Genomic DNA, 21,959 nt, shown 5'->3' on the forward strand with positions numbered 1-21,959 from the left:
GCAGAAAAAGCCTATGTCGATAGTGGACGCGGCCATCGAAAATCCGCGCATGATCGAATCCAAGGGGTCCCTGGTGGCGGACCTGTCCATGGTGCCCAACGACCGAAAAATCGTCATCCAAGGCGCCCGGGCCCACAACCTTAAGAACGTCAACCTGTCCATACCCCGCAACCGGATGGTGGTCTTCACCGGCCTGTCAGGCTCCGGCAAGTCCTCTCTGGCCTTCGACACCCTCTTCGCAGAGGGTCAGCGCCGCTACGTGGAGTCCCTTTCCGCCTATGCCCGCCAGTTCCTGGGCCAGATGGACAAGCCCGACGTGGACTTCATCGAGGGCCTGAGCCCGGCGGTCTCCATTGACCAGAAAACCACCAACCGCAACCCCCGGTCCACTGTGGGAACCATCACCGAGGTCTACGACTACCTGCGCCTGCTTTTCGCCAGAACCGGCATTCCCCACTGCCCGGTCTGCGGGGCCGAGGTGCGCGCCCAGTCGCCGCAGCAGATCGTCGACACCCTTATGTCCAGGCCGGAAGGGACCCGTTTCCAGCTGCTGGCCCCCATCGTCAAGGGCCGCAAGGGCGAGTTCGTGGAGACTCTGGAGCTCCTGCGCTCCGACGGCTACTCCCGAGCCATCATCGACGGGGACATGCACCAGCTGTCCGACTCCATCAAGCTGACCAAGCAGAAGAAGCACACCATCGAGGTGGTGGTGGACAGACTGGTCATCCGTGAAGGCATGCGCCAGCGGCTGACCGACTCCGTGGAGACCGCCCTGCGACTAGCCAAGGGCACCGTGGTTGCCGACTTCGTGGATATGGATGCCAAGGATCCCGAGCGCCGCCAGCCCTTCTCCGAGAAGCGGTCCTGCCCCAACGGCCACGAGTTGGAACTGGACGAGATCGAGCCTCGGACCTTCTCCTTCAACGCTCCCTATGGAGCCTGCCCGGCCTGCACCGGCCTGGGGTTCAACCTGGAGATCGACCCGGAGCTGGTAGTGCCCGACCCGGAGAAGAGCCTCAAGGATGGGGCCGTGGAACCCTGGAGCGGCACCAAGAGCCAGCAGCGCTTCTACGGCCACCTGCTGGATGGTCTGGCCAAGGAAATGGGCTTCTCCACCTCGACCCCCTGGAAGGACCTGCCGGAGGAAGTCCGCCATGCTGTCATGTACGGGCACGACTTCAAGGTAGATGTCTCCTACCGGAACCGCTGGGGCCGCCTGCGCGAGTACACCACCGGATTCGAGGGCGTGGTCCGCACCCTGATGCGTCGCCATGACGAGACCGACTCGCAGCCCATGAAGCAGTATTACGAGTCATACATGCGCGAGGTGCCTTGCCAGGTCTGCCAAGGCAAGCGCTTGAAACCCGAGGTCCTGGCCGTGACCGTGGACGGTCTGTCCATCGCCCAGGTCTGCGATATGGCCGTATCCGCCAGCCTGAAGTGGGTGGAGGGCCTGCATATGGAGGGCGCCCAGGCCAAGATCGCCGGCGAGGTCCTCAAAGAGATCCGCGCCCGCCTGCGCTTCCTCAACGACGTGGGTCTGAACTACCTGACCCTGTCCCGGGCCGCAGCCACCCTCTCCGGTGGCGAGGCCCAGCGCATCCGTCTGGCTACGCAGATCGGCTCGGGCCTGGTGGGCGTCATGTACGTGCTGGACGAGCCCTCCATCGGCCTGCACCAGCGGGACAATGATCGGCTGATCAAGACCCTGCAGCGGCTGCGCGACCTGGGCAACACACTGATTGTGGTCGAGCATGACGAGGACACCATACGCCAGGCCGACTGGCTGGTCGATATTGGCCCGGGGGCGGGCGAGCATGGCGGTGAAGTCATCTTCTCAGGGCGCTCGCAGGACCTGGTCAAGGCCTCGCGTTCAATCACCGCAGACTACATTGCCGGTCGTCGTTCCATCGAGGTGCCCAAGCGCCGCCGCAAGACCAACAGGACTCGACAGCTGACCGTGGTAGGGGCTCGGGAAAACAACCTGAAAAACCTCAAGGTCTCCTTCCCACTGGGGGTCATGACCCTGGTCACCGGCGTCTCCGGCTCTGGCAAGTCCACACTGGTCAACTCCATCCTCTATCCGGTCCTGGCTGACCAACTCAACAACGCCCGCATCGTGCCCGGCAAGCACACTCGTGTGGAGGGTGTGGACCAGGTGCGCAAGGTCATCCACGTGGATCAGAACCCCATCGGTCGCACCCCGCGCTCCAACCCGGCAACCTATACCGGTGTCTGGGACAAGATCCGCCAGCTCTTCGCCAAAACCCCGGAGGCCCAGGTGCGCGGCTATGGTCCCGGCCGCTTCTCCTTCAATGTCAAGGGCGGCCGTTGCGAGACCTGTCACGGTGACGGAACCATCAAGATCGAGATGAACTTCCTGCCCGACGTCTATGTGCAGTGCGAGACCTGCCACGGCAAGCGCTACAACAGGGAGACTTTGGAAGTCACCTACAACGGCAAGACCGTTTCGGACGTGCTGGACATGCCCATCGAGGAGGCCGCCCACTTCTTCAAGGCCTATCCCTCCATCGCCCGCTACCTGGACACCCTGGTGGACGTGGGACTGGGCTACATCCGCTTGGGTCAGCCAGCACCCACCCTGTCCGGAGGCGAGTCCCAGCGGGTCAAACTGGCCACCGAACTGCAGCGGCGCTCCGACGGCAAGACCGTCTACATCCTGGACGAGCCGACCACGGGCCTGCACTTCGAGGATGTCCGTAAGCTGCTCAAGGTCCTTCATGGCCTAGTTGATAAAGGCAACACGGTCATCGTCATCGAGCACAACCTGGACGTGATCAAGACCGCTGACTGGATCATCGACCTTGGACCCGAGGGCGGCGACGGTGGCGGCACAGTGGTGGCCCAAGGGACTCCTGAGCAGGTGGCCGCCAATCCAGATAGCTGGACAGGCAAGTATTTGAAGCCCATGCTGGATCCCGCCAAGGTAGCCAAGGCTGCACGATCATGACCCGCAGCTGCTTCGAGCGTCACACGCCGCAGGTATGGCGACGCACCGCTCAAGCCCTGGAGGAGGAGTCCGCCACCGGCACCACCGCCGGCGTCAACAAGAACGGCGCACCCTTGCTGGGCGACAGCCGTGACCTCTTCCGCCCCAAAACATCGGACATTCCAGCCCAGCCCGGTGTCTACAAGTGGCGGGATGGCGACGGTCGAGTTATCTATGTGGGCAAGGCCAAGAACCTGCGCAACCGCCTGACCAATTACTTCCAGCCCCTGGAAAACTTGCATCCGCGCACCCAGACCATGGTGCTGACGGCCCGAAGTCTGGAGTGGACCGTCGTGGGCACCGACCTGGAGTCCCTGACCCTTGAATACACCTGGATCAAGGAGTTCGACCCCCGCTTCAACGTCAAGCTGCGTGACGACAAGACCTACCCCTACCTGGCTGTCTCCGTGGGAGAGGAGTTCCCCCGGGTTTGGATGACCCGCGTGCGCAAGCGGCATGACACCCGCTACTTCGGCCCCTACGCCAAGGTCTGGGACATGAAGCACACCCTGGATGCCTTGCTCAAGACCTATCCTGTGCGCACCTGCACCCCCGGCGTCTTCCGCAAGGCCAAGCTCAGCGGCCGCCCCTGTTTGCTGGCCTCCATCGGCAAGTGCTCGGCACCCTGCGTGGGCCGGATCAGCGCAAGCGACCACCGTCGTCTCTGTACGGAGCTGACTGGGGTCATCACAGGCAGGCTGGGCAAGAGCTACCGGGCCAGCCTGACCAGGAGCATGCAGAAGGCCAGTAAGGAGCTGGACTTCGAGAAGGCCGCCCGTCTGCGCGACCAGATCGCCATGCTGGATACGGTCATCGAGCAGAACGCCGTGGCCTTCGCCTCCAACGTGGATGTGGATGTCTTCGGCGTGGCCTCGGACGAACTGGAGGCCTCGGTACACGCTTTCTTCGTGCGCTCTGGAGCCATCCGTGGCGAACGCAACTGGAGCGTGGAGCGGGTCGAGGACGTCTCCGACAGCGAGCTGATCAGCGACCTGCTGGTACAGGTCTACTCGGACCTGATGAATGAGAACGACAGCGAACTGCACAAGCTGCCAACAGAGTCGGACACACCCGTCTCCATCAGCCAGGACAGGGATGCCATGGGCTCCACCCAGAAGGTCACGGCCCTGGATGCCGAAGCTCGGGCCAAGGCCACCAGGAGCCGACACCAGCATCAGGATCAGACCGGACGTGCCGACCTGCTGGCCCCCATTTCTCCAGTGCCTCCCGAAGTCATTGTCCCTATCCAGCCGGATCGGACCGGCGACTTGCAGGAGTGGCTGCGGGAGCTGCGCGGATCCGCAGTGACCATCCGTGTGGCCAGTCGTGGTGAGAAGAAGTCTCTGATGGACCGGGCCAACGCCAACGCCCGCCAGGCCCTGCAGCGCAGCAAGCTCAGTCGTATGAGCGACATGGGCACCCGCACCCAGGCCATGAACGACGTGGCCAAGGCCCTTGGGCTGGACCGCGCTCCGCTGCGCATCGAGTGTTACGACATCTCCAACACCGTGGGTGGCCAGTTCCAGGTGGCCTCCATGGTGGTTTTTGAGGATGCCGTCCCTAAGAAGTCCGAGTACCGTCGATTCGCCATTCGAGGCGAGGACGGCAAGGGCTCTGTGGACGATATGAGCGCCATCTATGAGACTCTGACCCGGCGCTTCCGTCACGGCAACATAGCCGGTGACAGCGGTGACAGTATGGAGGCCGAGCGAAAGGCCAGCGACAAGGCGCCTGAATTGGTGGAGCAGGAGGAGGGGGCCATCGTTCAGCAGAACACCTCCGCCCGCCACTTCGCCTACAAACCCAACCTGATCGTAGTCGATGGCGGCAAGCCTCAGGTAACCGCTGCAGCACGGGCCCTGCACGACTGCGGTGTGGACGATGTGGCCCTCTGCGGGCTGGCCAAGCGACTGGAGGAGGTCTGGGTGCCTGACGATGACTATCCCATCATCCTCAAGCGCCAGTCCGAGGGCATGTACCTGCTGCAGCGCGTGAGGGACGAGTCTCACCGATTCGCCATTACCTACCACCGTCAGACTCGGCGCAAGGGTGCCCTCCGGTCGGCTCTGGACGAGATTCCGGGCATCGGCCCCGCCTACCAAAAAAAGCTGCTCAATCACTTTGGATCAGTCAAGCGCATGCGCCAGGCATCACAGGAAGAGCTGGAGGCCGTCAAGGGCATCGGCTCTGCCAAGGCCAAGGCCATCTATCAGACCTTGCATAGTGACCAGGACCAGACCGGGGACAGCCAGCGATAAAATGGCTCAGGAGGCTGGCAAAGAGCCATGCCATGATTTGATTGGTGCGTGATTGCAGATATGAATGGACCTGATCGTCGTTGTGCCGTTCTGGGCGACCCAATCAGCCATTCCCTTTCGCCTCTTTTGCATAGATCAGCCTATGCCGCACTCGGCCTGGACGGCTGGCGCTACGACCGTGTGCTCGTGGATGCTGACGGCTTGGCGGACTTTATCCACGGTCTTGACCCGTCCTGGGCCGGTCTCAGTCTGACCATGCCCTTAAAGAGTGCTGTCGGCGCCTTGGGAGACTTTAGTGATTTCTGGTCTGAGACCCTGAGGGTGGCCAACACAATAGTCTTTGAGCAAGGCGGTCCCGGGAAAAGGCCGTCTCTCTACAACACCGACGTGGAGGGTATCGTAGCCGCCCTGCTGGAGGCTGCCGACCGCTGCCGTGCCGATGAAGACCCTGACGATTTGGCTGCCCTGCTGGAGGCAGCATGTCAAGGGCAACAAGACCAGCTGCCCGACCAACCGTACGGAGGAGCGCGGGCTTTGGTCATCGGCAACGGGAACACAGCCGAGTCCGCCTTCTGCGCCTTGAAGGTGCTGGGGGTCAAGCGTATAGACCTGCTGGCTCGCAACCCGGAGCACTGCGACCACATGCTGGACCTCGCTTCTCGATTGGACCTGCCCGAGCCGACCGTCACCGCCATGGACCAATCTGAGGCAGCCGAAAAGGCTCTGACCGGGGCTGACATTGTCGTCTCCACCCTGCCTTCTGGTGCAGCCGACCCCCTGTCTGATCTACTCAGTACAATTGAGACTCCTGACGCCAAAACTTCCGAGACAGAGACCGCCAAGGCCGATACTCCTGGGTTCAAGAGTCGTACTGATGCCAAGCCAGACGATGCCATCGGTGCCGACGAAGGCGGACGCCTGGGCTCGGTCCTGCTCGATGTAGTCTATGAACCCCGGCCCACCCCGCTCATGAAGGCCTTCTGCCGGCAGGCGGGCGCTCGGGCCATCAGCGGTGAACGCATGCTGCTCTATCAAGCCGTGCGTCAGGTGGCACTGATGACCGACCGACCCCTGGCCGCAGTTCCGGCAGCTGCTATGGACCGAGCCTTGAGGGAGGCATGACGATGACGACGCAAAAACCGCCCTTCGCAGGCTTCGAGGTACTGCTGATCACGGGCATGTCCGGCGCAGGCCGCACCCGCGCCGCCGACTCCATGGAGGACATGGGCTGGTATGTAGTCGACAACATGCCCCCGCGTCTGCTTGTACCCCTGGTCGACATGATGACATCCGCCGGAAGCTCCCTGCACCGCCTAGCTGCCGTTATTGACGTCCGTTCCCGTTCCTATTTCGACGATCTGTCGGCTGTGCTCAGCCATCTGGACGACCTGGGCGTGCGTTGCCGCATTCTCTTTTTGGATGCCTCCGACCAGGTTCTGGTCAAGCGCTATGAGTCCGTCCGCCGTCCCCACCCCCTGCAGGGTTCGGGCCGCCTGATCGATGGCATCCACGAGGAGCGCCGACTGCTTGGCGGTCTCAAGGAGCGTGCCGACATGGTCATCGACACCTCCAACCTGAGCATCCATCAGCTCTCCACCCGCCTGTATGAAATGGTCCTGGGCTCTGGCCCGACCACAGTGGGCGTGCACATCATGAGCTTCGGATTCAAGTACGGCCTGCCCATCGATGCCGACTTCATAGCGGACGTGCGCTTCCTGCCCAACCCCTACTGGGTCCCCGAGCTGCGGGACCTGAACGGCCATGACGGTCCGGTCCGTGACTATGTGATGGCCAGCAAGGGCGCCAAGGAGTTTCTGGATGCCTACACCACCGCCATCTTGACTGCGCTCAGCGGCTATGCGCGTGAAGACAAACACTATGTGACCATCGCCTTTGGCTGCACTGGCGGACAGCACCGCTCAGTTGCCATGGCCGACGCTTTGGCCGCCCGATTGCGGTCCCGGGGAATGGAGGTGACGGTCTCGGCCCGCGAGCTGCCGCACCGTCCACGCGGATAGCCAAAGGCGCAATTTGTCCAAGATATTCGATATCACAGTAATCCGGTGGTCGGCACGGCAGGTGTGTCGTGTGGCCAAGAAGTATTCATTTTTCAGTATTTTTTCGTAGGAGGACGGCTCTTGGCCCTACTTGATGATGTCAAAAGCGAGCTGGCCGCGATTGACAACGAACCCCCCTCTGCCAAGAAAGCACAATCGGCGGCCATGATTCGCTTCGGTGGCGGTCTGCACATCATTCAGCGTCACATTGTGGTGGAAGCGCAATTCGACTCCCTGCCAGCAGCGCAGTGGTTGCAGAACACCATCAGGGACGTCTACGGCCATGATTCAGATCTGATCCAGGTCAAGCGGCAGGCCCCCACCGGCAACCTGACCCGCTACTCGGTCCGCGTGCTGCGGGCAGGCGGTGCCCTGGCCCTGCAGACCGGACTGCTGGACCGTCGCAAGCACCCGGTTCGTGGTCTTCCCGCCGACATCGTCTCGGGCAATATCGCCCAGGTCAAGGCCGCCTGGCGAGGGGCCTTCCTGGCCCATGGCGAGCTGTCCGACCCGGGCAAGGCCTCCTATCTAGAGATTGTCTGCCCCGGATCCGAGGCCGCCTTGGCCCTGGTAGGCGCCGCCCGCCGTCTGGGCATCAACGCCAAGGCCCGCCAGGTGCGCAGCTCCGAGCGCGTCACCCTGCGTGATCCGGATGTGATCGAGCGCATGCTCAACCTGATGGGCGCCCCCAAGTCCTCCAGGGAGTGGACCGGCAAGCGCAGCGACGGTGAATCCCGCGGTAAGGCCAATCGCCTGGCGAACTTCGACGATGCCAACATGCGCCGCTCTGCCAAGGCAGCCGTGGAGGCCAGTGCCAAGGTCACCAAGGCCTTCGAAATTCTGGGCGACGACATCCCCGAGAATCTGCGTGCGGCCGGCCAGCTTCGTCTGGACCATCGTGAGGCCTCCCTTGAAGAGCTGGGCCGCCTGGCCGATCCACCGGTCACCAAAGACGCCATCGCCGGACGCATCCGCCGTCTGCTGCAGCTGGCCACCAAGGTCGAAAAGAAGAGGACCGAGGAACAGACCAAACAAGAGTGAGATAGCTCACACAGGTCGGTCTGCCTGAGTACCATGGCAGGGGAGCGGGCGCATGGACCCGCAGTCAGAAAGGATACGCATGAAAACACTGAAGAGCCTCGGTGATCTCAAGGGCAAGCGCGTGCTCGTCCGCGCGGACTTCAACGTGCCGCTGGACGGCACCACTATTACAGACGACGGCCGCATACGCGCAGCCTTGCCAACCATCGAGCAGCTTCGTGGCCAGGGCGCCAAGGTTATCCTCATGGCCCACCTGGGTCGCCCCAAGGGCAAGGTCGTTCCCGAGCTGAGTCTGGCACCTGTGGCCGACCGCCTGGGCGAGCTGCTGGGCGTGCAGGTTCCTCTGGCGGAGGACACCTACGGTCCCGATGCCCATGCCAAGGTGGCTGCCATGAACGACGGCGATGTGGTCCTGCTGCAGAACGTGCGCTACAACCCCGAGGAGACCAGCAAGGACGAGGCTGAGCGTGATGCCTACGCCCGCAAAATCGCCGACCTGGGCGATGTCTTCGTCTCCGACGGTTTCGGCGTGGTCCACCGCGCCCAGGGCTCCAACTACTCTGTGGCCAAGTTCCTGCCCTCTGCCGCAGGCCTGTTGGTCGAGAAGGAGGTCAAGGCCCTGTCCAAGGCGACCGAGAACCCCGAGCGGCCCTTCACTGTGGTCCTGGGCGGCTCCAAGGTCTCCGACAAGCTGGGCGTCATCGAGAACCTGCTCAGCAAGGCCGACCGTCTGGTCATCGGCGGCGGCATGGTCTTCACCTTCCTGAAGGCCGAGGGCTATGAGGTCGGCTCCTCCCTGCTGGAGGAGGATCAGGTCGATACTGTCAAGGGCTACATCGCCACTGCCCGTGAGAAGGGCGTGGAGCTGGTCCTGCCCACCGACATCGTGGTGGCTGACGAGTTCAAGGCGGATTCGCCTCACCAGGTAGTTCCTGCCGACGGCATCCCCGCAGACAAGATGGGTCTGGACATCGGTCCTGACTCCCAGAAGCTCTTCCACGACAAGATTGTGGACTCCAAGACCGTGGTCTGGAACGGGCCCATGGGCGTCTTCGAGTTCCCGGCATTCGCCGATGGCACCCGTGCTGTAGCTCAGGGCCTGGTCGATGCCACCAAGGCCGGAGCTTTCACCATCGTCGGCGGCGGCGACTCTGCCTCGGCCGTGCGCAACCTGGGCTTCCCTGAGGATGGCTTCTCGCACATTTCCACCGGCGGCGGCGCTTCTCTGGAATTCCTTGAGGGCAAGGAGCTTCCGGGTCTGAAGGTGCTGGAGTAAAATCGGCAAACAGACGGGCAATGCCGGGTCACCGGGTTTCGCATCCGGCAGCCCGGCATTGCTGTTGTTGCGCGGATGGAAAGGTCTGGTATGGCACGCATTCCCCTGGTGGCCGGCAATTGGAAGATGAACTTCGACCACCTGGAAGCCACCTATTTCGTGCAGAAGCTGGCCTGGCTCCTGCGCGACGCCCACTTCGACCGCAGGCGCTGCCAGGTGGCTCTTATGCCCGCTTTCACTGCCCTGCGTTCCGTCCAGGTGCTTGTGGAGGCCGACAACCTGCCAATTGAATATGGGGCCCAGGCTGTTTCCGTTACCACCCAAGGCGCCTTCACCGGGGATGTGTCCGCGGACATGCTGGCCCAGCTGGGTTGCAGCTACGTCATTGTGGGCCACTCCGAGCGGCGCAAGTACCATCCAGAGGACGATGCCAACATTGTCGACCAGGTCCGTGCCGTACTGGCTGCGGACATGAAACCCATCCTATGTGTGGGGGAGAGCTACGAGGAGCGCCGCCAGGGCATCCAGCTGGACTTCGCCGTGGGCCAAGTCAACGACGTCACCCGCGACTTGGCCAAGGAGGACATGGCCAACCTGATTGTGGCCTATGAACCAGTCTGGGCCATCGGCACCGGCATGGTGGCCACTCCGGACACCGCCCAGCAGGCCGCTCGTGCCATCCGCGACCACATCTCAAGCAAATTTGGAGACCCAGCCGGCCAGTCCGTGCGCATCCTCTACGGCGGCTCGGTCACCTCCAAGAACGCCTCCCAGATGATCAGCCAGCCGGACGTGGACGGCTTTCTGGTGGGCGGCGCCTCCCTGGATGTGGAGGAGTTCGCACGAATCGTGAGACTGGCCGCCAAGGGCTGATGCGTTTTTCGCCGGGTATCTGTATACTTGTTCCCAGTTCCTTACATGGAGGTATATGCCGTGACCATTGTCAAGATTGTGCTCGAAGTCGTTGTGATTCTTGCCAGCGTGCTGCTAACCATGCTGATTCTATTGCACAAGGGCAAGGGCGGCGGCCTGTCCGATATGTTCGGCGGCGGAATCGGCTCCAACGCTGGCACCTCGGGTGCAGCCGAGAAGAACCTGAACCGTCTAACCATTATTGTGGCTCTGATCTGGGTGGCCATCATCATAGCTCTGGACCTCATTTCCAAGTACAAGCTGGCCTGATTCCAGCAACCAATACCTGAAATACCTGACCCCGGCATCAACCGGGGTTTTTCGATATCTGGGCGACGGTGGCGCAAGGCTCATAGTCCTTGACTATTACCACAATATGTCATTCACAATGCACCGATAATCCAACGATTCAGCCTCTTGGCCTATAGAGTGAGTAAGGGTGTGCCGGATGAACGGCACATCACACAATGTCGTGCAAGCTAAGCAAGCGAAAGGATGTGCTCATGGCTGAGCAAGCTGCACCGAGCCTGGAAGGCTGGTTCTGTCTCCACCTCTTCTGGAAAATCGATTGGGCTAAGTGGCGCCGAGTGCCGCAAGACGAACGCCAGGAATGCCTGGATGAGTTCAAGGCCCTTGCCACACAGCTGGACACAGTCCAGTCCCAGGGCCAGGGAAGCCACTACTGGTGCCGGGTCAATGGGCAAAAGGCCGACCTGGGCCTGATGGTCCTCAGGGAGACACTGGACCAGCTCCAGGAGGTCGAGACCTCTCTAGAGAAGCTGCGCATCTCCGATTATTTGGAGCCGACCATCTCCTATGTGTCAGTCACCGAGGTAGGCCTCTACTCGGGCAAGCCGACCACGGACCGCGGCTGGTCCTACGTCAACGCCAGCCTGCATCCCAAGACGCCCGACAAGCCCTATATCTGCTTCTATCCCATGTCGAAGACCCGAGTTCCAGGTGCCAACTGGTACACGCTGCCCTACGACCAGCGCAAGGCCTACATGCACGACCATGGCAAAATCGGCCGTTCCTACGCCGGTAAGGTCTCCATCATCCTGACAGGCTCCATCGGCCTGGACGACTACGAGTGGGGCGTCACCCTCTTCGCCGACGATCCTGTTCAATTCAAGAAGATCGTCACCGAAATGCGCTACATCGAAGCCAGCTCCATCTACGGCGAATTTCCCTACTTTCTGGTAGGCACCCAGGCTGATCCTGAGCGCATTGACAAGCTGCTCACGGACCAGTTGGGACAGTAACACCATGTCGACAAGAGAGAGAAGATCGATCCTTTCCACGCCCGTATGGTTCTTCATGGTCATCGTCTTCATCACCCAGCTGGATGGGGGAGCGGTGCCGACCATGCTGCCGTCCATCACACGGACCTTCGGCCTGACCACCATGGGCTCCTCCTGGGTGGTGGGCCTGTACACCCTGGGTCTGGTGGTGGGCACTCCCATCACCTCCAACCTCTCCGACGCCCACGGGACCAGGAAGGTCTTCCTCTGGGAGCTGGCCTTCTGGTTTCTTGGATGTCTGATGACGGCGGTCTCGCCCAACTATGTGGTCATGCTGCTGGGCCGGTTCATCCAGTCTCTGGGAGACAGCGGCATCATGGTCCTGTCCATGAACGTTCTTCTGCAACGCGCCCGCAGGAACAACCAGGGCAGGAAGGTCTCCACGGTGGGCATCATAGCCGGTCTATCCGCCATGGTCAGCCCGGTCCTTTCGGGCATGCTCCTGGGCATTACCCACGGATGGCGGGCCTACTACTTCCTGATGCTGCCCTTCCTGGCCGTTTTGTTCATCCTGTCCTTGTTCATGATGGGTGATTCACAAACCGACCGCGTCTGGAAGACCGACTACCTTGGCCTGGGCTCCTTCAGCATCGCTCTGGCCCTGCTGATGGTAGCGATCACCTTCCTCCAGTACGGAACCGCCTACTTGGCCCTGATCATTGGGTGCCTCCTGGTCGCAGTGGTGGCCGGCGTGATCTTCCTGGTGCATGAGCGGAATCTGGACGGTTCAAAAGAAACCATGCCCTTCCTGCCCATCCACCTGCTGAAGCTGCCCTCCTACGGGCTCACCCTGCTGCTGGGGACGCTGGGAGGCATGTTCTTCTCCCTCTTCGTCTACATTCCAACCTATGTCCACTCTGTCTTCGGGCTTCCGGTCCGCTCGGCCGGCATGGTCATGGTCGGTGTCGGGCTCGGCTCTGTGGTCGGATCCTGGCTGGGCGGGCTCCTGGTCGACAAGTTCGGCTACCGGACCACGCTCGTCTTCTCCTCATCGCTGATAGGCCTGATGGCCCTGATGATCACCCTGACCCTGCACAACCTGCAGCTCTTCATGGTCCTGTCCTTCCTGATGGGGGTGGGCATGGGCTCCATGATGTCCTCGCCGCTCCAAGTCATCGCCGGAAGGCTGGCCGGTCCCGAGAACCGCATGCAGGCCATCGGCGGGCTGTCGGCCTGCAAGAAGATCGGTACCACCATCGCCCCACTGCTCTTCGCCTCGTCTATTGAACTGGGCAAGGTGGGCGGACAGGCCGGACTGGCATCCTACAGGAACATGTTCCTGGTTGTCATCGTCATAACCTTGGTCAACATCGGCCTGACTTATTGCATTCCATTTTCACAGAAAGAAGTTGCTAATGACTGAACCTACAGCAGTCCTCCTCATGGCTTACGGCACCCCCTATCAGGAGTCCGATATCTTGGGGTACTACACCAACATCCGTCATGGGCAGGAGCCGCCCAAGCCGCTCATGGATCAGCTGGTCGGCCGCTACAAGGCCATCGGTCTACCCTCACCTCTGGCCAGGATCACCAGGGCACAGCGCGACGGTCTCCAGGTTGCGTTGGACAATGCCCATCCCGGTGCCTACAAGGTTTACGAAGGGCTGAAGTACATCGCCCCCTTCATCAAGGATGCGGTTGACCAGATTGCCGCCGATGGCATTACCAAGGTTATTGGCCTGCCTCTGGCCCCGCAGTACTCCTCCTATTCAAGCGAGGACTACCACAACCGCGCCCGCAAGGCCATCGAGGCCCATCCGGGCATGAAATACCTGCCCGTGCGGTCCTGGTGGAACCACCAGGAGCTGATCCACTTCTGGAGCGACCAGCTGGTGGCCAAAAAGGATCTGATCGCCCGGCCGGATACCAAGGTGATCTTCAGTGCCCATTCCCTGCCCCTGCGCATCATCCAGGGAGGGGACCCCTACAAGGATGAGGTCATCGGTCTGTCCAATGCCGTGGCTCAGGCCGCCGGCCTCAATGAGGACCAGTACGTGCTGGCCTGGCAGTCGGCAGGCCGTACCCAGGAACCCTGGATCGGCCCTGACTTCGTCAAGGTTGCCAAGGATCTGATCACCGAGAGCGGCATGAAGACCATCGTTTCCGCCTCCATCGGCTTCATCGCCGACAACCTAGAGATCTGCTACGACGTGGACATGGAGCTGGCCAAAGCCATAGAATCCGCCGGCGGGACCCTGACCAGGCTGAACATGCCCAACGACAGCCCAGCCCTGATCGCCACCCTGCAGCAGGTGGTCGAGGAGACCAAGGCCGAGTAACTGATACCAATTGTGCCCCGTCCGGTTCAAACCAGACGGGGCACAATCTTTAATAGCAGCGACTGACAGTCAGGCGCTCAGCCGTTGACGCGGTCGATGCCCTTCTGCACGTCGGAGAGGACCGAATCCCAGGAGTCGATGAAGGCGGCGACGCCATCGGCCTCCAGCTTGTCGGTCACATCCTTGATGTTGATGCCCAGGTCAGCCAGCTTCTGCATCACCTGGTGGCTCTCCTCGTAGGTGCCCTTGACAGAGGGAGCGCCGTTGCCGTGATCGGCCAGAGCATTCAGGGTCTTCTCAGGCATAGTGTTGACCACGTCAGGTGCCACCAGCTCGTCCACGTACTTACAGTCGGAGTAGGCGGCGTTCTTGGTGCCAGTGGATGCCCATAGCGGGCGCTGACGCTTGGCGCCCTTGGCTTCCAGGTCGGCCCAGCGGGGATCGCTGTCGAAGGCCTTCTCGAAGAGCTCGTATGCCAGACGGGCGTTGGCCACAGCAGCCTTGCCCTCCAGGGATTTGGCCTCGTCAGAGCCATTGGCCTCCAGCAGCTTGTCAACCGCAGTGTCCACGCGGGAGACGAAGAAGGAGGCGACCGAGCCCATGTGCTTCAGGTCATGGCCGTTCTTGTCGGCCTGGACCATGCCCTCGATGAAGGCATCGATGACCTGCTTGTAACGCTCCAGGGAGAAGATCAGGGTCACGTTGACCGAGATGCCCTTGGCCAGGGTGGCGGTGATGGCAGGCAGGCCCTCCAGGGTGGCGGGGATCTTGATCATGGCGTTGGGCCGATCGACCTTGGCCCAAAGTTCCTCGGCCTGCTTCTCGGTCTCTTCGGTGTTGTGGGCCAGACGAGGATCGACCTCGATGGAGACGCGTCCATCCACGTAGTCGGTCTTCTCGGCAACCTCGCGGAAGATGTCGGTGGCGTTGCGTACGTCGGTGGTGGTCAGCTCGCGGACGGCCTCCTCGACGGGGATGCGGCCCAGCTGCTTGAGCTGTTCGTCATAGGGACCCACCTGGCTCAGGGCCTTCTGGAAAATCGAGGGGTTGGTGGTCACGCCCACCACATTGCGCTCGGCGATCAGCTGCTGCAGATTGCCCGACTCGATGCGGGTGCGGCTCAGATCGTCCAACCAGATCGAGACACCTGAATCACTGGTGCGCTGGGTGTTTGCATTTTCTGCCATCTTGTCACTCCTTATTTGGGTTCCCGATGGAATCACATTCACTATGCACTACCGGGAAGTCTGTTGCTGTATTCCCGCAGACCCGCGTTTCGGGCGTGCCTGCAAGGGGAGGGGGCCGGCGTCACGGACGGCCCCCCGATTGATCACGATGCCGGGTTCAGCGGGCCCGACGGACTTCCTCCAGGGAGGCCTGTGCTGCTTCGACCACATGATCGGCGGTGATGCCCAGGTCGCGCATGTTCTCGTCGCCGCTGCCCTGCAGACCGAACTGCTCGATGGACACGGGCTTGCCATAGCTGCCCAGGTACTTGTACCAGGGCGTGGCCAGTCCGGCCTCAACGGAGACGCGGGCCTTGACGGAGGCGGGCAGAACGGCTTCCTTATACTCGTCGTCCTGCTCCTCGAACCACTCCAGCGAGGGCACGGAGACGACGCGGGCCTTGACGCCCTGCTCAGCCAGGGTCTTGGAGGCGGCCACAGCGTGCTGCACCTCGGAGCCGGTGGCCATGATCAGCACATCCGGCTGGCCCTCGGTGTCGACCAGCACGTAGGCGCCCTTGCGCACGCCCTCACGGGCCTTGGCCTTGGTCTCCTCCAGGGTGGGTACGCCCTGCCTGGTCAGGATCATGGCCGTAGGGTGGGTGTTGTCCTTCTCAAAGAAGGCGCGGTAAGCCTCAGCGGTCTCGTACTGATCGGCCGGGCGCACAACCTCCATCTGGGGGATGGCGCGAATGGCGGTCAGATGCTCGATGGGCTGGTGGGTGGGACCATCCTCGCCCAAGGCCACGGAGTCGTGGGTCCACACATACAGGTTGGGGATGTCCATCAGGGCGGCCAGACGCACCGAGGGGCGCTCATAGTCGCTGAACTGGAAGAAGGTCCCGTTGAAGGGCCTGGTGTCCGAACCCAGCAGGATGCCATTGGTAATGGCACCCATGGCGAATTCGCGCACGCCGAAGTGCAGCTGGCGGCCGTACTTGCTGGCCTTGGGCCATTGGACCGTCTTGTCAGCCTCGGGGGCGAAGGAGACGGCACCGTTGATGTTGGTGTTGTTGGAGCCGCCCAGATCGGCGGATCCTCCCCAAAGCTCGGGCATGATGGGGGCCAGGGCGTTGATGACTGCACCTGAAGCCTTGCGGGTGGCCACCTTGGAGCCGGGCTCGAAGCCAGCCTCCAGGTCGTCCAGGGCCTTGTCGAAGCCCTCGGGCAGCTTGCCGGCATGGATGCGGTCGTAAAGGGCAGCCTTGTCGGGGTTGGCCTTGCGCCAGGCCTGGTACTTCTCGTCCCAGTCCTTGTGGGCGGCCAGGCCGCGCTGGGCGACCTCGCGTGCGTGCGCCAGGGCCTCCTCGTCAACCTGGAAGCTCTGCTCCGGGTCATAGCCCAGGGTCTTCTTCAGGCCGGCGACGGCCTCGGCACCCAGGGCTGAGCCGTGGGCTGAAGGATCGTTGGTCTTGCCGGGGGTGGGCCAGGCCATCAGGGTATCCACCTTGATGAACTTGGGCCGGTCGGTGACCTGCTCTGCCTTCTCCAGGACGGCAGCCAGGCCCTCGACGTCCTCCTTGTAGGAGCCGTCAGGCTGAATGAAGCTGAACTCGTCGGTGTACCAGCCGTAGGCCTGGTAGCGCTTGAGGATGTCCTCGCCAAGGGAGATGCGGGTGTCTCCCTCGATCTGGATGTGGTTGGCATCGAAGATGACGGTCAGGTTGCCCAGGCGCTGGTCGCCGGCCAGGGAACTGGCCTCGGAGGAGACGCCCTCTTCGACATCGCCCTCGCCGCAAATGACCCAGACCTTATGATCGAAGGGGGACTGCCCCTCGGGTGCGTCCGGATCCAGCAGACCGCGCTCATAACGCTGTCCATAGGCGAAGCCCACAGCCGAAGCCAGACCCTGGCCCAGCGGGCCGGTGGTCATCTCGATGCCGGGGGTCAGGCCGTACTCGGGGTGGCCGGGGGTCCGGGTGCCAGCGGTGCGGAAACGCTTCAGATCGTCCAGGGTCAGCCCATACCCGGAGAAGTAGAGCTGCACGTACTGGGTCAGCGAGGCGTGGCCGCCGGAAAGAATGAACCGATCACGCCCAACCCAGTCAGGGTCGTTGGGGTCGTGACGGATGAAGTGCTGGTAGAGCGCGTAAGCGATGGGTGCCAGTGAAATAGGGGAGCCAGGATGACCGCTTCCGGCCTTCTCGACCGCGTCGGCCGAGAGGACCTTGGCCATCTTGACAGCCCGCTCATCGAGCTCGGACCATGTGAAATCTGCCATATGGTGCTGCTTTCCTTCCAATCTAGAGGTCTCCATGTTCGACTTATGTCGAAAATGTTCGATTACCTTCACAATGCGTTTCCATGGTATCGGTTTGAGACGACACAATTCGGCTCTTCGCGCGACGTTTTGGCACTCTCATGGCCCGAGTGCTAATAATGAAACCATGACGGAAGGAGCGACATTGCCTAATACCAGACGCATGCTGGTGCTGCGCGCGGTTGTCGAGGACTATATTCGTTCTCGCGAGCCGGTAGGGTCGGGTTCGCTCACCAGAAATCATCAGCTTGGAGTTAGCTCCGCCACCGTGCGCAACGACATGGCGGCCTTGGAGAGCGAGGGCTACCTGGTTCAGCCCCACACCTCGGCCGGCCGCATCCCCACCCAGAAGGGCTACCGTTACTTCGTCGACAGGCTGGCCACCATCGTGCCCCTGTCCGCCGCCCAGCGCCGGGGGATCAACGCTTTTCTCTCCGGGTCGGTCAACCTGGAGGACACTCTACAGCACGCCGCCCAGCTTCTGGCCCAGATTACCGGGCAGATCGCCGTGGTGGCCTCGCCCTCACTGGCGAGCTCGAACCTACGTAGGGCCGAACTTATAGGGCTCAGCCGGGGGACCGTACTTATGGTGGTCATTACAGACACGGGCCGGGTGGTCCAGCGTACCCTGCATGGGCCCCTTCAGGAGGACCCGAACGCCCTGGCGGATCTGTCCGACCGAATCAACCGGCAATGCCAAGATCTGCCTCTTGACCGTGCCGCTGACCGCTGCCGCATGCTTGCCGACTCCCTTACCGAGGGCCGCGACAAGTCCATGCTGCGCATGGTGGCCACAGTCTTCGACGAGATGGCTACACGAGAGCAGACTAGCGGCCTCTACATGGCTGGCACTTCCCAGCTGACCCACAGTCAGGCCGTCTCCCTGGGGGATCTGGGCTCATTGCTGGATGCCCTGGAGGAGCAGGTGGTGCTCATGCGGCTCATGCGGGCGCAGAGCGAGCTTTCCCGCGAGAGTAACGGGGTCAGCGTGGCCATCGGCACCGAGACCCGGACTCCAGAACTGGCCCATGCCTCTGTGGTGACCAGTGGATACGGGCACGCCAGGGCCAGGCAGACCGACGGCTCCGAAGCCGACGAGCCGGTCGCATTTGTGGGCTCCATCGGGCCTACCCATATGGACTATCCAGCGACCATGAGCGCGGTTCGTGCTGTGGCCTCTTACTTGACCGGTTTCCTGGCCGGCGACGGGGAGCCGTGACCGTCAAGGCAACGGCACAAGTCATAGGTATCGTGGGCCCATGCAACTATGGGTCGAGAGGGCATCAAACGAAAAGGATGATCGGTGGCAGATTACTACGAGGTTTTGGGAGTCGACCGCGGCGCAAGCGATCAGGACATCAAGCGTGCCTATCGCAAGATGAGCCGCAAGTACCACCCGGACATCGCCGGGCCTGAATACGAGGACAAGTTCAAGGAGGTCAACAGCGCCTACGAGGTGCTCTCCGATCCTGAGAAGCGGCGTATGTACGACGCGGGCGTGGATCCCAACGACCCCCAGGCCTCCCAGGGAAACGGCCCCTTTGACATGGGCGATGTCTTCAACCAGTTCTTCGGCGGCGGCTTCGGGGGCACCACCCAGGGGCCCATTCCGCGCACACAGCCCGGCCGGGACGCACTGGCCCAGGTCTCTGTGGACATGAAGACCGCCATTTTTGGCGGCGTTGTACGCACCCCCATCAGTACCTATGGCCTCTGCCAGGAGTGCGGCGGCTCGGGTGCCCAAAAAGGGACCTCCCCGGTGACCTGCCCGGTCTGCAACGGCAAGGGCTATGCCCAGAAGGTGGTGCGAACCCTGCTGGGCCAGATGATGAGCCAGGCACCCTGCGAGCGATGCGAGGGCCACGGCACCATCATCGAGCACCCCTGCCCGGTCTGCAACGGCCACGGCCGTGTGCGCACCCGGCGCGAGGTGGGCGTCAACGTGCCCGCAGGCGTGGCTGACGGCTCCCGGCTACGGCTGGCCTCCCAGGGCGAGGTGGGCGAGGGCGGCGGTGCCGCCGGTGACCTGTACGTGGACATCACCATCAAGCCCGACAAGCGCTACACTCGCAGCGGCCAAGACCTGCACTGCTGGATTGCCGTGCCCATGACCTGGGCCGTGCTGGGCCACCAGGTGGACCTGGAAACCTTCGACGGTCAGCGACAGGTGGACATTCCCGCCGGCTGCCAGCCCGACCAGGAGATCACCATCAAGGGTCTGGGCGTCACCAGGCTGGGCAATCGTGAGGAGCGCGGCGACATCATCGTCCACGTGCTGGTCCAGATTCCCACCAAGCTGGATGACGATCAGCGCCGCCTGATTGAGGACTTCGCCAACAGCCACGACTCCGAAGCCAAGCAGGTCCCGCAGAGCGCCAAGCCTGCCGGAGTCGGGGGCCGCAAGGGGATCTTCGGCAAGCTCAAGGACATCTTCAGCTGAGTCAGCCCAGCAGCGACCGGCACATGGACCTGTACTCGCTCACATAGCCGCCGCCGAAGAAGGCACAGTGACCGGCGATGGCGTAGAGCTGCCAGAGTGTAGTCCGATTCTGGTAACCGTCCGCCAGCGGATGCACGCTCTGGTAGCCATCCAGAATCTGCCCTAGATAGGGGATGCCGAACAGCTGCAGCATGGCCAGGTCCTCCTCGCGATGACCGCCGTGAGCTGCAGGATCGATCAGAACTGCTTGGGTGTTCCCGTCGTTCCTGGTCCACATGACGTTCCCGCTCCACAGGTCCCCGTGGACCCGGGCTGGCCTGTCATTGGCAGCCGCACCCAGCAACTCCGGCAGGGCCTGGATCACCTCTTCGGTCATCTTCATGTCCTCGCGGTTCAGTGCTCGCCGATCCATGGCCATGCTCACCATGGGTTCAAGCCGCCCCTTGGCCCAATATGTGGCTGGGTCGTCCCAGGCACCCACGTCCATAGGCAGCGGATCCTGCAGGGGCCCGAAGTAGCAGGTGCCCTTGTAGCCCTCGGGCGCGGAACCGAAGTGGTCGGCCCCGGCATCATGCATGTGTGCCAGCTGGGCGCCGAAGCGGTAGGCCGCGCCGGGCGTGGGGGAGGCAGAGGTCACCTCCTCGATGTCCAGGTAGTCCGAGCCCCAGTCATAGACGTCCACCACCCGGGGACCGCCCTGCGCCTGCGCCTCGCCCAGCCATTTAAGTCCGCGCCCCTCGCACTCGAAGAATCCTGCCGGGGCCCCGCCCCTGGATTTTCTGTAGGTCTTGGCCATGATGATCCACACCCCTATTCGTCGAGTCGTCGATTCCGACAAGATCCATTGTGGGCATTCTGCGAGACATGCCCGGCCCTTGGTTCTTCCTGCCCTGCGCGGTGGCTATGCTTGCCATTATTGTCCGACATAGCAAGAGGGGTCCATGAATTTCTTCGAAGCCATTCTGTTCGGCCTGGTGCAGGCCCTGACGGAGTATTTCCCTGTGTCATCCAGCGCCCATATCCGCATTGTGGGCGGCCTGCTGGGCCAGGACCCGGGCGCAGCCTTCACAGCCATCATCCAATTCGGCACCGAGCTGGCGGTCCTGCTCTACTTCCGGCATGACATTGCCCGCATACTGACCCATTGGTTCCGTTGCCTGGCCGGCAAGGACGGCTCCTCCTGGCGCGAGCGGATGGGATCCAAGGACCATGATGCGGCCCTGGGCTGGTACATCATTCTGGGAACCCTGCCCATCGTGGTGGCGGGTCTGCTCTTCCAGAAGATAATCGAGACCAAGCTGCGCAACCTCTGGATCACCGTGGTAGTGCTGATCGTCTTCGGTCTGCTACTGGACTACTTTGACCGCCACGGCCGCCAAAACAAGGAGATCCGCCAGATGAATGCCCGAGACGCCCTGCTCTTCGGCATCGGGCAGATGCTGGCCCTGATCCCCGGCGTATCCCGCTCGGGCGGCACCATGACCTTCGGCCGCGCACTAGGCTACACTCGCGAGTCCGCCACCCGGGTCAGCTTCCTTATGGCCATCCCCGCCGTCTTCGGTGCCGGCATCCTAGAGACGATCAAGTCCTTGAAGAACATCAATGCGGACGCTGCCTTCCCCGGTTGGGGGGCCACCATCTGCGCCACAGTGGTCAGCTTCCTGCTGGGATACATCGTCATCATCGCCTTTTTGAAGATCGTCTCACGCTTCTCCTACCGGGGATTCGTCATCTACCGGATCGGCCTGGCCATCTTCGTGGCCATCATGCTCATGGTCGGCGCCCTGCCCGCCGTAGGCGGCGTGGCGGCCAACTGAGCCTGCAAGAACTGCCGAGGAATTCAGCGCTCTCCTGAATAAGTGATAATATTTTGTCACATGTTGCCCATGGTTCTTAGGG

Annotated in this window: 17 protein-coding genes; 14 read left to right on the plus strand and 3 right to left on the minus strand. The window is 62.3% G+C overall.

The features are described 5' to 3' along the window. Nucleotides 1-13 precede the first annotated feature (13 nt). The 11 genes from uvrA to hemH all read left to right on the plus strand — a co-directional run bounded on the left by uvrA (nt 14) and on the right by hemH (nt 14,134). Nucleotides 14-2,971 carry an excinuclease ABC subunit UvrA gene (gene uvrA, locus H3T93_RS02230; protein WP_141650142.1) on the plus strand — a complete coding sequence of 986 codons (2,958 nt, stop codon included), beginning with the start codon at nt 14-16 and terminating at the stop codon, nt 2,969-2,971. Next, nucleotides 2,968-5,268, plus strand: coding sequence for an excinuclease ABC subunit UvrC (uvrC, locus tag H3T93_RS02235; protein WP_144177117.1), 2,301 nt, complete (start codon nt 2,968-2,970; stop codon nt 5,266-5,268). Before uvrA ends, uvrC begins: the two co-directional genes overlap by 4 nt. 60 nt (nt 5,269-5,328) lie before the next feature. After that, entirely contained in the window at nt 5,329-6,390 is a 1,062-nt protein-coding gene (locus tag H3T93_RS02240; protein WP_144177116.1) for a shikimate dehydrogenase family protein, read from the plus strand. Between the two features lie 2 nt (nt 6,391-6,392). Next, nucleotides 6,393-7,286 (plus strand): RNase adapter RapZ, encoded by an 894-nt coding sequence (rapZ, locus tag H3T93_RS02245; RefSeq protein WP_110425253.1) that lies wholly within the window; start codon nt 6,393-6,395, stop codon nt 7,284-7,286. Between the two features lie 120 nt (nt 7,287-7,406). Further along, the gene (gene whiA, locus H3T93_RS02250; protein WP_110425252.1) at nt 7,407-8,366 is read left to right on the plus strand and encodes a DNA-binding protein WhiA; all 960 of its coding nucleotides are present in this window, start codon (nt 7,407-7,409) and stop codon (nt 8,364-8,366) included. 79 nt (nt 8,367-8,445) lie between these two features. Further along, on the plus strand, nt 8,446-9,642 hold the full coding sequence (locus H3T93_RS02255) for a phosphoglycerate kinase (RefSeq protein WP_110425251.1): 1,197 nt from the start codon (nt 8,446-8,448) through the stop codon (nt 9,640-9,642). Between the two features lie 90 nt (nt 9,643-9,732). Beyond that, nucleotides 9,733-10,515: a triose-phosphate isomerase gene (tpiA, locus tag H3T93_RS02260; protein WP_110412931.1), complete on the plus strand. Its 783-nt coding sequence runs from the start codon at nt 9,733-9,735 to the stop codon at nt 10,513-10,515. Between the two features lie 60 nt (nt 10,516-10,575). Next, nucleotides 10,576-10,824, plus strand: a complete 249-nt coding sequence (gene secG, locus H3T93_RS02265) for a preprotein translocase subunit SecG (RefSeq protein WP_046322919.1) — start codon at nt 10,576-10,578, stop codon at nt 10,822-10,824. Between the two features lie 233 nt (nt 10,825-11,057). After that, nucleotides 11,058-11,816: a hydrogen peroxide-dependent heme synthase gene (gene hemQ / locus H3T93_RS02270; protein ID WP_144177115.1), complete on the plus strand. Its 759-nt coding sequence runs from the start codon at nt 11,058-11,060 to the stop codon at nt 11,814-11,816. Between the two features lie 4 nt (nt 11,817-11,820). Next, nucleotides 11,821-13,218, plus strand: a complete 1,398-nt coding sequence (locus tag H3T93_RS02275; protein ID WP_144177114.1) for an MFS transporter — start codon at nt 11,821-11,823, stop codon at nt 13,216-13,218. Next, entirely contained in the window at nt 13,211-14,134 is a 924-nt protein-coding gene (gene hemH / locus H3T93_RS02280; protein ID WP_144177113.1) for a ferrochelatase, read from the plus strand. The genes H3T93_RS02275 and hemH overlap by 8 nt, the downstream gene beginning before the upstream one ends. A 77-nt stretch (nt 14,135-14,211) precedes the next feature. Here hemH and tal read toward each other — a convergent pair whose 3' ends face one another. Then, on the minus strand, nt 14,212-15,321 hold the full coding sequence (gene tal / locus H3T93_RS02285; protein ID WP_144177112.1) for a transaldolase: 1,110 nt from the start codon (nt 15,319-15,321) through the stop codon (nt 14,212-14,214). A 157-nt stretch (nt 15,322-15,478) separates the two neighbouring features. Continuing rightward, a complete protein-coding gene (gene tkt, locus H3T93_RS02290) occupies nt 15,479-17,581 on the minus strand; it encodes a transketolase (RefSeq protein WP_144177110.1) in 2,103 nt (700 codons plus the stop codon). A 184-nt stretch (nt 17,582-17,765) separates the two neighbouring features. On the opposite strand from tkt, the gene hrcA reads away from it, so the two are divergent. Beyond that, complete coding sequence (gene hrcA / locus H3T93_RS02295; RefSeq protein WP_144177592.1) at nt 17,766-18,839, plus strand: heat-inducible transcriptional repressor HrcA; 1,074 nt, start codon at nt 17,766-17,768, stop codon at nt 18,837-18,839. An 84-nt stretch (nt 18,840-18,923) separates the two neighbouring features. Beyond that, on the plus strand, nt 18,924-20,060 hold the full coding sequence (gene dnaJ, locus H3T93_RS02300; RefSeq protein WP_144177108.1) for a molecular chaperone DnaJ: 1,137 nt from the start codon (nt 18,924-18,926) through the stop codon (nt 20,058-20,060). A 1-nt stretch (nt 20,061) separates the two neighbouring features. Here dnaJ and H3T93_RS02305 read toward each other — a convergent pair whose 3' ends face one another. Next, complete coding sequence (locus H3T93_RS02305) at nt 20,062-20,856, minus strand: fructosamine kinase family protein (protein WP_144177106.1); 795 nt, start codon at nt 20,854-20,856, stop codon at nt 20,062-20,064. A 145-nt stretch (nt 20,857-21,001) separates the two neighbouring features. Here H3T93_RS02305 and H3T93_RS02310 point away from each other — a divergent pair, with 145 nt between their 5' ends. Next, complete coding sequence (locus H3T93_RS02310) at nt 21,002-21,877, plus strand: undecaprenyl-diphosphate phosphatase (RefSeq protein ID WP_144177105.1); 876 nt, start codon at nt 21,002-21,004, stop codon at nt 21,875-21,877. Nucleotides 21,878-21,959: the final 82 nt, after the last annotated feature.

The organism is Bifidobacterium sp. M0404 (genome assembly GCF_016101415.1).
Lineage (GTDB): Bacteria > Actinomycetota > Actinomycetes > Actinomycetales > Bifidobacteriaceae > Bombiscardovia > Bombiscardovia polysaccharolytica.